The sequence below is a fragment of the Streptomyces sp. NPDC046887 genome, assembly GCF_040644755.1.
GTDB classification, from domain to species: Bacteria; Actinomycetota; Actinomycetes; order Streptomycetales; family Streptomycetaceae; genus Streptomyces; species Streptomyces lichenis.
Window position 1 is genome coordinate 359682 of record NZ_JBEYXH010000002.1, and the last position, 14673, is coordinate 374354.

Below are 14673 nucleotides of genomic sequence, written 5' to 3' on the forward strand. Positions count from 1 at the left end.
TACCCGGCCCGTACAGCGCTCGGCCGTACGGAGACGAGCCGGGGCCCGGCCGCCCCGTGCGGCCCACCGACGGGCGGCGCCGCGCGCCCCCGGCCGAACCCGGCACTCCCGGCAGGTCCCGCCCCGTACCCGGCCGCCCCAGGACATCTCGGCCCCCGCGCCACAACCGGGCCGGCCGCTCCCGGCGTACGACCGCCCGCACCACGCCCGTACCGCCGCCACCGCGAGACCACCGGTCCCGGCGGCCCCTCCTCCGCCCCTGAGGACGACCTGCCCGCAGCCCCCGCAGCCCCCGCGGCCCCTCGGCCCCTCCGCGCCGGAGCCGGGGCCGACGTGCCCCGAACCGAGTCCCTGTTCGCCCAGATCCAGAGAGACTTGCCGTGAACCCTTCGCAGGAACCCGACCTCGACCGTCGGCTCGCCCGGGACCCCATCGCCATCGTCGGCCTCTCCGCGCTCTACCCCAAGTCCAGCAACGTGCGGGACTTCTGGGCGAACGTCGTCTCGGCCGCCGACTGCATCGACGACGTGCCCGCGGGCCACTGGGACGTGGACGAGCACTACGACCCCGACCCCACCGTGCCGGACAAGACCTACTCCAAGCGCGGCGGCTTCATCCCCGACGTCCCGTTCAACCCCCTGGAGTTCGGCCTGCCGCCGAACACCCTGGAGGTGACCGACGTCCTCCAACTGCTCAGCCTGGTCGTCGCGCGCGACCTGCTGAAGGACGCCGGCGCCGACCAGCCCTGGTACGACGCCTCGCGCACCGGCGTGGTCCTCGGCATCACCGGCGCCAACCAGCTCACCCAGCCGCTGACCGCCCGCCTCCAGAGCCCGGTGCTCAAGGAGGTCGTCCGCAGCTGCGGCCTGTCCGAGCGGGACGCCGAGGAGATCACCGCCAAGTTCCGCCTGGCGTACGCCCCGTGGGAGGAGAACTCCTTCCCCGGGATGCTGGGCAACGTGGTGGCGGGCAGGGTCGCCAACCGGCTGGACCTCGGCGGCATCAACATGACGATCGACGCCGCCTGCGCCAGCTCCCTCGGCGCGGTCCGCACAGCGGTGAGCGAACTGCTCGAAGGGCGCTCCGACACCATGCTGGTGGGCGGCTGCGACGCCGAGAACACGATCTTCATGTACCTCTGCTTCAGCAAGACCCCGGCCCTGTCGAAGTCCGGGCGGATCCGCCCGTTCGACAAGGACGCCGACGGCACCCTGATCGGCGAGGGCATCGGGATGCTCGCGCTGCGCCGGCTCGCCGACGCCGAGCGCGACGGCAACCGGATCTACGCGGTGCTGCGCGGTATGGGCACCTCCAGCGACGGCCGGTTCAAGTCGATCTACGCCCCGCGCAAGGAGGGCCAGGTCGTCGCGCTGCGCCGGGCGTACGAGGACGCCGACTGCCTCCCGTCCAGCATCGAGCTCTTCGAGGCGCACGGCACCGGCACCGCGGTCGGAGACGCCACCGAGCTCAGCGCGCTGTCCGCCGTCGTCTCCGAGGGCAACGACCACCGGCAGTACGCGGCCGTGGGCAGCGTCAAGTCCCAGATCGGGCACACCAAGGCGGCGGCCGGGGCGGCCGGGCTGATCAAGCTGGCACTCGCCCTGCACCACAAGGTCCTGCCGCCCACCATCAACGTCAACGAGCCCAACCCGGCCATCGACTTCGCCTCCGGGCCGTTCTACGTCAACACCGAGGCCCGCCCCTGGATCCGCGACCCGGAGCGCCCCAAGCGCCGGGCCGCCGTCTCCTCGTTCGGCTTCGGCGGCACCAACTTCCACATGGTGCTGGAGGAGCACGGCGACGGCGACGATCTGAAGGTCACCTACCCGGTCGCCGCGGTCCAGCTGTGGCACGCCCCGGACACCGCCGCCCTCACCGCGCTGCTCGCCGCCGACGCGCCCGCCACCGGCGGCCCGGCCCCCGAGGGCCACGCCCGCCTCGCGCTGGTCGCCCGCACCGCCGATGAGCTGGCCTCCCTGCGCGAGCTGGCCCTCGGTGAACTGCGCGCCCGCCCCGACGCCGAGGCGTGGTCGCACCCCAAGGGCCTGCACTACCGCCGCCGGGCCGCACCGGCCGGCCGGGTCGGGGCGCTCTTCGCGGGACAGGGCAGCCAGTACGTCAACCTGGGCCGGAGCGCCGTAATGGCGCTGCCCCCGCTGCGGGCCGCCTTCGACCGGGCCAACGCCGCCGCGCCGGGCGAGACCCCGCTGTCCCGGGTCGCCTTCCCGCCGCCGCTGTTCGGGGCGGAGGTCCCGGCCGAGCAGGAGGCCGCGCTCCGGGCGACCGCGTACGCCCAGCCGGCCATCGGCGCGCTCTCCGCGGGCCAGTTCCGCTACCTGTCCGAACTGGGCTTCGCCGCCGAGGGGTTCCTCGGCCACAGTTTCGGTGAGCTGACCGCGCTGTGGGCCTCCGGATCCCTGGACGACGAGGCGTTCTTCACCCTCGCCCGGGCCCGGGGCAAGGCCATGGCCCCGCCGCCGGAGGCCGGGTTCGACCCCGGGGCGATGGCCGCGGTCTCCGCCCCCGAGGAGCGGGTCGCCGCACTGCTGGCCGACCGGCCGGGGGTGGTCGTCTGCAACCGCAACGCGCTGGACCAGATCGTGGTCGGCGGCCCCACCGCCGAGGTGGACCTGCTGGTCGCCGCCGCCAAGGAGGCGGGGCTGCGGGCCAGCCGGCTGCCGGTCTCGGCGGCCTTCCACACGCCCCTGGTCGGCCACGCGCTGGAGGCGTTCCGGGCCGAGGTGGAGCGGGTCGAGGTCGGCCGGCCGCGGGGGACCGTGTTCGCCAACACCCGGGGCGCGGGCTACGGCGAGGACATCGCCGCCAACCGCGCCCTACTGGCCGAACAGCTGGTCAACCCGGTGGACTTCGCCGGGCGGGTGGAGGAGATGTACGCCGCCGGGTTCCGGGTCTTCGTGGAGTTCGGGCCCAAGAACGTTCTCACCCAGCTGGTGCGGCGCATCCTCGGCGACCGGGAGCACTGGGTGGTGGCGCTCGACGCCGGCCCGGGCCGCGACGCCGACGCCGCCGTCAAGCAGGCCGTCGCCCAACTGGCGGTCCTCGGACTGCCGCTGGAGACCACCGACCGCTATACCGCCCCGGCGCCGGTGGCCGAGCCCACCAAGGGCATGTCCATTCTGCTGAACGGCATCAACTACGTCTCGCCCGAGCGGCGGGCCGCGTACCGCGAGGCGATCGACCACGGCTACCGGATCGCCGCCCCGGTGGTACCCGGGCAGGCCGCCGCCCCGGCGCCCGCCGCCGCGACGGCACTGCCGGCGATCCCCGCCCCCCGGCCCGCGCCACTGCCGACCCCCGCACCGGTACGGGCGGCCGCCCAGGTCGCCGCGTCGACGGTCACGGCCGTCCGGCCAGTCACCGCCCCGGCCCCGGCCGTGCCCGCACCCACCGCCTTGGAGACCCCTCACGTGGACAGTGATCGCCTGGCCGGTCTGGTGGCCGACCACCTCTCCCTGCACGACGACTACCTCACCGGCCAGTTGCAGAGCGCGGAGCGGCTGGCCGGGCTGCTGGAGCGGGCCGCCGCCCAGGGCCAGGTGCACCAGGTGCTGGCCGGGGTGAACGCCGTCAAGGAGCACGGCCTGGACATCGGCCGCAGCCATCTGCGGGCCAACGAGATCCTGCGCGACCTGGCCGGCCTGGAGTTCGGCGCCGCCCCCGCCCCGACGGCCCCCACCCCCGTACCACCCGCCGTACCGGCCCCGCCCGCGGCGCCCGCCCTCCACCGGCCCGCCCCCGTCCAGATCCCCGCCGCCCTGGCCCCCGCCCCGCAGCCCCTCGCCCCCGCGGCCCCCGCCCAGCCCGCACCCACAGCCCCGATCCAGGTGGCCCCCGCCGCCCCCACCGGGCCCGACGCCACCACCGCCGAGGCCGCGCTGCTGGACGTGGTCGCCCTCAAGACCGGCTACCCGGCCGACATGCTCGAACTCGACATGGACATCGAAGCCGACCTCGGCATCGACTCCATCAAGCGCGTCGAGATCATGGGCATCCTCCAGGAGCGCTTCCCCGGAGCCATCACCGCCGGGCCGGAGCAGCTCGCCGAACTCCGCACCCTCCGCCAGATCGTCGAGTTCACCGCCACCACCGCTGCCATCTCCACCCAGGCGGCCCCTGTGGCCCCCGCCGCCCCCACCGGGCCCGACGCCACCACCGCCCAGACCGCGCTGCTCGACGTGGTCGCCCTCAAGACCGGCTACCCGGCCGACATGCTCGAACTCGACATGGACATCGAAGCCGACCTCGGCATCGACTCCATCAAACGCGTCGAAATCATGGGCATCCTCCAAGAACGCTTCCCCGGAGCCATTACCGCCGGCCCCGAACAACTCGCCGAACTCCGCACCCTCCGCCAGATCGTCGAGTTCACCGCCACCACCCAGACCGCCCCCGCCGCCACCCAGGCCGCACTCACCGGCCCCGACACCGCCACCGCCCAGACCGCACTCCTCGATGTCGTCGCCCTCAAGACCGGCTACCCCGCCGACATGCTCGAACTCGACATGGACATCGAAGCCGACCTCGGCATCGACTCCATCAAACGCGTCGAAATCATGGGCATCCTCCAAGAACGCTTCCCCGGAGCCATCACCGCCGGGCCGGAGCAGCTCGCCGAACTCCGCACCCTCCGCCAGATCGTGGAGTTCACCAGCGGGGCAGCCACCCCGTCGGCCGGCACCGCCCCGGCCGGCACCGCCGCCTCCCCCGCACCGGCCGCTGCCAAGCCGGCCGCTTCCGACCCGGCCGCCCCGACCGGTGGCGGCATAGGCCGGGCGCAGGCCGCCCTGGTGACCCTGCCCACCCCGGACCAGCTGGTCGGCGCCTTCGCCGAGGGTTCGGGCGCGCTGATCGTGGACGACGGCGCCGAGTTGGCGCCGGTGCTGGCCCAGCGACTGATCGAGTCCGGCCGCCGGGTGCACGTACTGCGGCTGCCCGGGGTGGCCCAGCGGGCCAGCGGGGTGAAGGACCATGCGCTGAGCGGCTGGGGCGTGACCGAGCTGGCCGAGCGGATGGAGGAGATCCTTGCCGACCGGGTCAGCACCGTGATCGACCTGACCGCCGCGGGTGAGGGGGACTGGTCCGACGGGGTGCGGCGGCTGGCGCACACCCTGCTGGTCGCCAAGCACGCGGTCCGGCCCCTGACGTCCGCCGCCGCCTCCGGTCGCGCCGCCTTCCTCACCGTCACCCGGCTGGACGGGGCCTTCGGGCTCGGCGGGGTCGCGGAGGAGCTGGCCCCGGCCGGTGGCGCCGGGGGGCTGGTCAAGACGCTGGCCGTGGAGGCGCCGGAGCTGTTCTGCCGGGCGGTCGACCTGGCCCCGGCGCTGAGCCCGAAGACCGGAGCCGAGCTGCTTCTCGCCGAACTGGGCGACGCCGTCACCGACCCGGTGCAGGTCGGCCTGGACGGGGCCCGGCGGGTCGGGCTGACCCTCGCCGAGGAGCTGCCGACCGCTGCCGAGACGGCGGAGGTGCCGGAACTGACCGCTGACGACGTGCTGGTGGTCACCGGCGGGGCGCGCGGGATCACCGCCGCCTGTGTGATCGAGCTGGCCCGGCGGTACCGTCCCGGTCTGCTGCTGCTCGGCCGCACCCCGCTGGCGGACGAGCCGGACTGGGCCCAGGGCGTGGACACCGCCGCGCTGAAGGCCGCCGCGGCCGCCCGGTTGAAGTCGGCGGGCGAGAAGCCCACCCCCAAGCGGGTGGAGCAGCTCTACCAGGGCGTCGTCGGCGCCCGCGAGATCCGCGCCACCCTCACCGAGGTGAGCGCCGCGGGCAGTGAGGTGGAGTACCTGGCCGCGGACATCACCGACCCGGTCGCCACCGCCGCCGCCCTCGCCCCGCACCGGGACCGGGTCACCGGTCTGGTGCACGGCGCGGGGGTCCTCGCGGACCAGCTGATCGCCCAGAAGAAGGCCTCCGAGGTGGAGCGGGTGTTCGCGCCCAAGCTGACCGGGCTGCGCGCGGTGACCGCCGCGCTGGACACCGGCGCCCTGCGCCATGTGGTCCTCTTCTCCTCGGTGGCCGGCTTCTTCGGCAACCGCGGCCAGTCGGACTACGCGATGGCCAACGAGGTGCTGAACACCTGGGCGTCCGCCTGGAAGCAGCGCCACCCGGCGGCCCGGGTCACCTCGCTCAACTGGGGCGCCTGGGACAGCGGCATGGTCTCCCCCGAGGTCAAGGCCGTCTTCCGGGAGCGCGGCCTCACGCTCATCCCGGTGGACACCGGTGCCCGGCTGTTCACCGAGCAGTTCGCCCCCGACCGTGCCGGTGACGTGGTGACCGTGCTGGGCCCGACCACCCCGCTGTCGGTGCCGGAGCGGACCGTTCCCACCGCCACCGTGGTGGAGCGGCCGACGGCCCCGCTGGAGGGCGAGCCGATCCTCGCCGACCATGTCATCGGGCAGGCCCCGGTGCTCCCGGCGGTGCTGGCGCTCGGCTGGATGATCGGGGCGGCGGAGCGGATCCACGGCGCCGAGGTGCGCCAGGTCCGGGACTTCTCCGTACACAAGGGCATCGTCTTCGACGGCTCCCAGCCGGAGCGGATCGCCCTGGAGCTGACCGCCGAGGGCACCTCGGTGCGCGGCGCGATCCGGTCCACGGACGCCCAGGGTGCCGTGCGGCCGCACTACGGGGCGGTCCTCGACCCGGCGGCCGCGCTCGCCCCGGTCTCCCCCGGCGCGCTGCCCGCCCTCGGCAGCGGCCGTTCCGCCGACGAGCTCTACGGCGACGGCACCCTCTTCCACGGCCCCTCGCTGCGCGGGGTGCGCCGGGTACTGGCCGAGGACGAGACCGCCCAGCGGCTGGTCCTGGAGTGCGAGCTGACCGAACTCCGCACCGCCGGAGGCGCGTTCGCGGGCGGCCGGTTCGCCCCCGGCGCGGCGGACCTGCTGCTCCAGGCGGGTCTGGTCTGGGTGCGGCTGTTCCGGGGCACGGCCGGTCTGCCGCTGTCGGTCGGCCGTGCGGACCTGCACCGGCCGCTGCCGGACGGTGAGCCCTTCGTGGTCGTGGTCGAGCCCGCCGCCTCCTCCTCCACCGCCTCCACCGGCTCCGGCGCCTCGCTCACCATCACCGCGTGCACCCCGGGCGGAGAGGTGATCACCCGCTTCGAGGACGTCTCCGTGGTCTCCGCGCCCCAGCTGGCGGCCAAGTTCATCAGCGGCTGATCCCCCCTTCGTACCCGACGCACGCGATCGGGTCCGGCCCGGACGGCGCCTCCCCCGCGCCGCCCGGGCCGGCCCGCCCCAAGAAGGGACCGTAGAGCTCTCATGAGCAAGTACGCCATCGTTGGCCTCTCCTGCCTGTTCCCGGGGGCCGGCAGCCCTGCCGAGTTCTGGCGGAACCTCCGCGCCGGGACGGACAGCCGCGCGGAAGGCGGCGAGCGGGTCTTCGGGCCCGGCATCGACGCACGGGACGCCGACCCGCGGCACGCCGTCTACTGCACCCGGGGCGGCTTTGTCACCGACTTCGCCTTCGACCCGGAGGGCTTTCTGCTGGACCCCGGCCACCTCGCCGGCCTGGACCGGATCTTCCACTGGTCGCTGCATGTGGCCCGGGAGGCGCTGCGGGACAGCGGGCAGCTGGAGCGCCCCGAGGGCCTGGCTCGCACCGGGCTGATCCTGGGCAACTACTCCTTCCCCACCCCGGCCTCCGCCGGGGTCAGCGTCCCCCTGGTGCGGGAAGCGGTCCTGGAGGGCCTGCGCCGGGCCGGGCACCCGGCGCTCGGCGCGCTGGCCGACGAGAGCCGGCGGATCGACCCGTCCCGGCTGCGCCCCGAGGACCTGCGGGTGAGCGGCTCACCGGCCTCGGTCGCCGCCGGCGCCCTGGGCCTGGGCGGCCCCCGCTACGCCCTGGACGCGGCCTGCTCCTCCGCGCTGTACGCGCTCAAGCTGGCCTGCGACCACCTGGCCGCCGGCCAGGCCGATCTGGTGCTGGCGGGCGGGGTCTGCGCGCCCGACCCCACCCTGATCCACCTCTCCTTCTCCGACCTCCAGGCCTATCCCCGGGACGGCTTCAGCCAGCCCTTCGACAGCCGCTCCGGGGGCATCCTCACCGGTCAGGGCGCCGGCATGGTCGCGGTGAAGCGGCTGGCCGACGCGGTACGGGACGGCGACCGGGTGTACGCGGTGGTGGACGGGATCGGGCTCACCAACGACGGCAGCGGGCGCCATCTGCTGGTCCCGCGCGGCGGCGGGCAGCTCCAGTCGTACGAGCAGGCCTACGCGGACGCCGGGGTGGACCCGGCCACCGTGGACTACCTGGAGTGCCACGCCACCGGCACCCCGATCGGGGACGCCACCGAGGCGGACTCGGTCGCCGAGTTCTTCGGCGGCGCGGGCCGGGTCCCGCTGGTCGGCTCGGTGAAGGGCAACATCGGCCATCTCCTCACCGTGGCGGGGTTGAGCAGCCTGCTGAAGGTCATCCTGGCCATGGGCCACGGCCATATCCCGCCGACCACCGGCGTCGAGCAGCCGGTGGCCTCCAAGGACGGACGGGTCGGCGAAGGCTCGCTGGTCCGCACCGGCCGCCCCTGGCCCCAGGGCGAGGGGCCCCGCCGGGCCGCGGTCTCCGCGTTCGGCTTCGGCGGCACCAACGCCCATGTGGTGCTCTCCGAGGCGGCCACCGCGGCGGACGGCGCCACCGGGGACGCCGAGCCCACCCCCGTACCCGCGCTGGACATCGTCGGACTGGGCGCCCACTTCGGCCCGCTGGAGTCGCTGGACGCCTTCGAGGAGGCGGTCCACCGGGGCGCCGGCTCCCTCGTCCCGCTGCCCGAGCGGCGCTGGCGCGGGCTGGACCAGACCCGCGGCGGCTCGCTGGAGGCCGCCACCGGTGTCTCGCCGGACGCGCTGCCGTACGGCGCGTTCGTGGACGGCCTCGGCATCGACCCGGTGGACCTGAAGATCCCGCCGGCCGACCTGCGGACGTACAACCTCCAGCACGCCCTGGTCACCAAGGTCGCCGACGAGGCGCTGCGGGACGCCGGGTTCAGCCGCGCCACGGCCCCCGGCGGCGGCGCGCCCGAGCCCCGCCGGATCGCGGTGGTGGTCGGGATGGAGATCGAGCCGATGACCCATCTGCGGCTCACCCGCCGCAGCCTGGGCGCCTTCGTCCGCGAGGAGTTCGCCCGGGCCGGGGTCGCGGTGGACGAGGAGCGGCTGGCCGCGGTGAGCGCGGCGGGCCGGGACGCGGTGGTGGACCCCATCGTCGCCAACGAGGTGCTGAGCTTCATCGGCAACGTCATGGCGAGCCGTATCTCCTCGCTCTGGAACCTGACCGGCCCCTCCTTCACGGTCTCCTCCGACGGTTCCGGCACCGCCGAGGCACTGGAGGTGGCGCGACTGCTGCTGCTCGACCCCGGTATCGAGGCGGTGCTGGTCGGCGCGGTCGACCTGGCCGGCTCGGCCGAGAACCTGCTGCTGCGCCCGGACGTGGTCGCCGAGGCCGGGCTGACCTTCGCCGAGGGCGCCCGGGGCCGGCGGATCGGCGAGGGCGCGGGGGCGCTGGTGGTCACCCGGCCCGGGGAGCGGGAGCGCCCCGCCTATGCCCGGCTGGACGCGGTCGCCATCCGGCACGCCGCCCCGGTGGACGGCGCGCTGCCGGAGGCCGATGCGGCGGTCCTGGCGGCGGCGGCCGAGGAGGCGCTGACCGCCGCCGGTGTCACCGCGGCCGACATCGGCTATCTGGAGGCCCACGCGGGCGGCACCGAGGTCCAGGACCGCGCCGAGATCGCGGCGCTCGCCCGCGTCTACCCGGCCGGGAGCGGCAGCGTCGCCCTGGGCAGCGCCAAGGCCCTGGTCGGTGACGCCGGATGCGCGGCCACCATGGCCGGGCTGATCCGCACCGTGCTCTGCCTGCACCACGGCTATCTGCCCGGCACCGAGGGCTGGACCCGCCCGGCCGAGGAGCTGGCCGGCGACTTCGGCGCCTCGGCGCTCTACGTACCCACCGCCTCCCGGCCCTGGATGCGCCGGAGCACCGGTGGACGCCGGTACGCCGCTGTGGACTTCGTCGGACCCTCCGGCGCCCATGGGCATCTGGTGCTCTCCGCCGACGCCACCCGGGGCCGGGTCGCCCCGGCCGACTGGCGGCGGGCCGGTGGACCGGTCGTACTGCCGCTGTCGGCGGACTCCTTCGACGCGCTGCTCGCCTCGGTCGAGCGGCATACGGAGCTGGTGGCCGACGGCGACCCGTACGCCCTGGCCCGCCAGGCCGCCCGCCAACTCAGCGGCAGCGGGCCCCGGGTGGTGCTGGTCGGCCAGGACCGGGACGAGCTGCTGGCCCAACTGCGGCTGGCCGCCCGTGATCTGCCCGGGGTGCACGCCAAGGGCGGCGAGTGGGCCACCCCGGCGGGCAGCTACTCCACCGCGCGGCCGATCGGCCCGGACGGCAAGGTCGCCCTGGTCTACCCGGGCGCCTTCAACTCGTACCCCGGTCTCGGCCAGGACTTCTTCCGCGCCTTCCCCGGACTGCTGGACCGGTTCGAGGAGGACGCCACCGAGCCGGAGCGCCAGCTGCGCGCCGCCTCGCTCTACCCGCGCGCCCAGAGCGCCCTGGGGCGGCGGGAGTTGATGGAGTTGGAGGCCGGGCTCGGCGAGGATGTGCCGTTCATGCTGGCCACCGGCACCAACTTCGCGCTGCTCTACACCGATCTGGTGCGCGAGGTGCTGGGCGTCCGGCCGCATGGCGCGTTCGGCTACAGCCTCGGCGAGTCGAGCATGCTGTTCGCCACCGGCGGCTGGCAGCGGGCCGGCCGCCGCGACGACCTGATCAGCGACACCCCGGTCTTCAAGGACCGGCTGTGCGGTCCCCGGCGCACCGTGCGCGAGCTGTGGCAGCTGCCGGACTCCGCCCGGGACGCCTCGCTCTGGGCCAGCCATGTGCTGCTCACCGACGCGGACACGGTGCGCGCCGCCCTGCCCCGCTACGACCGGGTCTACCTCACCCATGTGAACACCCCGGCCGAGCTGGTGATCGCGGGCGACCCCGAGCAGTGCAAGGCGCTGGTGAAGGAGATCGGCTGCCCGGCGGCCCGCTCACCCGTCAACGTGGTGATGCACTGCCCGGCCGTGGACGCCGAGCTGGACGGCCTGGCCGCGCTGAACGACTACCCCACCGGCTCGTCCGGCGGTCTGGAGCTGTTCAGCGCCTACGACTACCAGGCCCTCCCGGCCCTGGAGCGGAGCGAGATCGCCCGCCGGATCGCCTGGACCCTGCGCTCCACCATCGACTTCGCCCAACTGGTGCGGGACGCACACGACCGGGGGTACCGCTACTTCGTCGAGGTCGGCCCCGGGGCGACCTGCTCGCGCTGGATCCAGGACACCCTGGGGGACGCCCCGCATGTGGCGGTCCCGGTGGACCGGCGCGGGGTGCCGGCGGCCCGGTCGGTCGCCCGGCTGGTGGCCCGGCTGGTCGGCAACGGCCTGGATCTGGACCTCTCCGCGCTGCTGGAGTCCCCGACGACCAGTGTGCACACCGCCCCCGTCCACCGCTTCCATGTGGGTGGCGGTGACCCGCTCCCGGCCCGCCTGGCCCGGGACATCGCCACCGCGACGGCGTCCGCGGGTGCGGCCGCGGACGCCGTCCCCGCCGTACTCGCCGCCTCGGGTGCACCCACCGCCCACGCCGTCGGCACCCGACCGGGCCCGGTCGCCGCCGGTGCCGCCCCGGTGCCGGACGGCGAGAGGGCCACCGCCCGCCCGGCCGCCGTGGGCCCGGGCACCCCCCGCCCCGCCGTACCGTCCGCGCCCGTCCTGCCCGTACCGCCCGTACCGCCGGAGGACCCCGCCATGCCTGCCGATCCGACTCTCGCCGACGCGGAGGCCATGGCCTTCGACGGCGACCCGGTCTCCTTCCTGCCGTGGGTGCCCGCACCGCACGGGGAGGACACCGCGCCGCCGGCCCCCACCGCAGCCCCAGCCGTCCCCGCGACCCCGGCCCCCACCGCACCCGTCCCCGCCGTCCCCGCGACCACCTCGGCCTCGCCCCCCGCCCCCGACTCGCCCACCCCCGCCGCCGACCTGGTGCGGGACATCCGGCAGCAGATGGTCGCCACCCACTCGGTGGTGATGGAGACCCAGCGCATCCTCCAGGGCGCCACCCTCTCCCGGGTCGAGGCGCTGCTCGACGGCGGCACCCCCGCCGCAAGCGCCCCACCCGCACCCCTTCCCGTAGCGCCCCTGGCGGCCCCGGCCGCCCCCGCCCTGCCCCCGGCCGCTCCGGCCCCGGAGCGGGCGGTCAAGGAGGGGGTCATCTGGGACGAGGCCGATCTGCTGGAGTTCGCGGTCGGCTCGGTCGCCAAGGTCTTCGGGTCGGAGTTCGGCGTGGTCGACGGCTACGCCAAGCGGGTCCGGCTGCCCGCGCAGCCCTACCACTTCGTCTCCCGGGTCACCGCGCTGGAGGGCACCACCGGCGAGCTGAAGCCCTCCACCATCACCACCGAGTACGACGTACCCGAGGACGCCTGGTACGCGGTGGACGGCGGTGTACCGCCGGCCGTCACCGTGGAGGCGGGCCAGTGCGACCTGCTGCTGGTCAGCTACCTGGGCATCGACTTCCGCAACAAGGGCGAGCGCGTCTACCGCCTGCTGGACAGCACCCTGATCTTCCGCGGCAATCTGCCCCGGACCGGCCAGACCCTCCGCTACGACATCTCCATCGACCGCTTCGTCCACCAGGGCGACACCACCCTCTTCTTCTTCAGCTACCAGTGCTACGCCGACGGCGAGCTGATCCTCGAACTGCACGACGCCTGCGCCGGGTTCTTCAGCAAGGAGGAGCTGGCCACCCCGCTCGGCGTGGTGATGACCGACAAGGAGAAGGCCGAGCGCGCGGCGCTGCCGAAGGGGTACTTCAAGCCCCTGGCGTACACCGAGAAGAACCACCTCACCGCCGAGGACCTGCAGACCCTCTCCGAGGGCCGCCCCGGTGACGTCTTCGGCCCGGACCACGCCCAGGACCCTGGGGTCAACCCGGCGATCCGGCTGCCGGACGCCCGGCTGCGGATGGTGGACGAGGTGGTCATCGACCGCAAGGGCGGTCCGCGCGGCCTGGGCACGCTGAGCGCCACCAAGCGGCTGGAGCCGGACGCCTGGTACTTCACCTGCCACTTCCCGGACGACCATGTGCTCGCGGGCTCGCTGGTCGCCGAGGGCGCGGTGCAGCTGCTCCAGATCTATCTGATGCACCAGGGCATGCACCTCACCCTGCCGGACGCCCGCTTCCAGTGCGTCACCGACGTCCCGATCGAGGTCCAGGTGCGCGGCCAGATCACCCAGGAGCACCGGGAGATCCGCTACGAGGTCGAGGTGATGGAGCTGACGCTGCTGCCGCGCGCCACGGTCATCGCCGACGTACTGATCTACCTGGGCGATCTGCCGGTGATCCGGATGAAGGGGCTGGGCCTCCAGGTCCGGGAGAAGGAGGGCACGCCCTTCCGTCCCGAGCTGGGCGGCGTCCCGCGGTTCCTCGGCCGCCGCAACCGGGACGGCGAGGCCGCGATGATCAACGAGATGCATCTGGCGCATGCCGCCAAGGGGCTGCTGGACGTGGCGATGGGCCCGGAGTTCGAGGTCTACCGGGACAGCCGGGCCCCCTACATCCCCAATGGCGACTTCCAGTTCGTTGACCGGGTGATGTCCCTCAAGGGCACCCGCGGCGATCTGCGCAGCCCTGGCTCGGAGATGGTCACCGAGTACGACTCACCGGCCGACGCCTGGTACTACCAGCAGAACTCCCACCCCCATATGCCGAACGCGGTCTATATGGAGACCTCCCTCCAGGCCGCGATCTTCCTCGGCTACTACCTCGGCGCCACCCTGGAGGCGCCCGAGGAGCAGTACGCGATCCGCAATCTGGACGGCCGGGCCACCCTGGTCAAGGACGTGGACCTGCGCGGCAAGACCATCCGGCACCATTCCAAGCTGCTGATGACCAGCGCGGTCTCCGGCGCGGTGCTGCAGAACTTCAGCTACGAACTCTCCGCCGACGGTGAGGTTTTCTACACCGGTGAGTCGCTGTTCGGCTACTTCAGCGACGCCGCCCTGGCCAACCAGGTGGGTCTGGACGGCGGTACGTACGTGGCCCCCTGGATCGAGCGGGAGCAGCCGGCACCCGACCGGGTCCGCCGGATCGAACTCGGCCCGGACGCCCCCGCCTACCGCGACCCGACCGGCGGCCATCTGAAGCTGCCCGGCGAGCAGTTCGCCCTGGTGGACCATGTGGACCTGGTCACCGACGGCGGCCGGCACGGCCAGGGGTATCTGCACGGGTACCGCGCCATCCGGCCGGACGAGTGGTACTTCGACTGCCACTTCCACCGCGACCCGGTGATGCCCGGCTCGCTCGGTGTGGAGGCGATCCTCCAGGCGATGCGGCTGTTCGTGCTGGAGCAGGACCTCGCCGCCGGCTTCGAGCGGCCCCGGTTCGCGATGGCCACCGAGGTGGAGACGGCCTGGAAGTACCGAGGCCAGATCCTGCGCCATGACCGGGAGCTCCGGTTCGACGTGCACATCAAGGAGGTCCGCCGCGAGGAGGGCCGGCTGCTCGTGATCGCCGACGCGGACCTGTCCAAGCCGGGTCTGCGCATCTACGAACTCACCGACGTGGCCATCGAGGTCCGCCCCGGCGCCTGACCGCCCGTCCAGCGCCCAGTCC

General features: G+C 74.4%; 2 protein-coding genes. Both read left to right on the forward strand.

All coding sequences use genetic code 11. The annotated features are described in order from the left end of the window. The first annotated feature begins 380 nt into the window (after positions 1-380). Positions 381-7181: an SDR family NAD(P)-dependent oxidoreductase gene (locus ABZ945_RS04605; protein WP_361263746.1), complete on the forward strand. Its 6801-nt coding sequence runs from the start codon at positions 381-383 to the stop codon at positions 7179-7181. Between the two features lie 102 nt (positions 7182-7283). Continuing rightward, positions 7284-14651, forward strand: coding sequence for a beta-ketoacyl synthase N-terminal-like domain-containing protein (locus ABZ945_RS04610; RefSeq protein ID WP_361263749.1), 7368 nt, complete (start codon positions 7284-7286; stop codon positions 14649-14651). Positions 14652-14673 lie beyond the last annotated feature (22 nt).

What these genes read in the sequence shown, in the direction of transcription:
- ABZ945_RS04610 (WP_361263749.1), top strand. Translation starts at nt 7,284, where the DNA reads ATGAGCAAGTACGCCATCGTTGGCCTCTCCTGCCTGTTCCCGGGGGCC.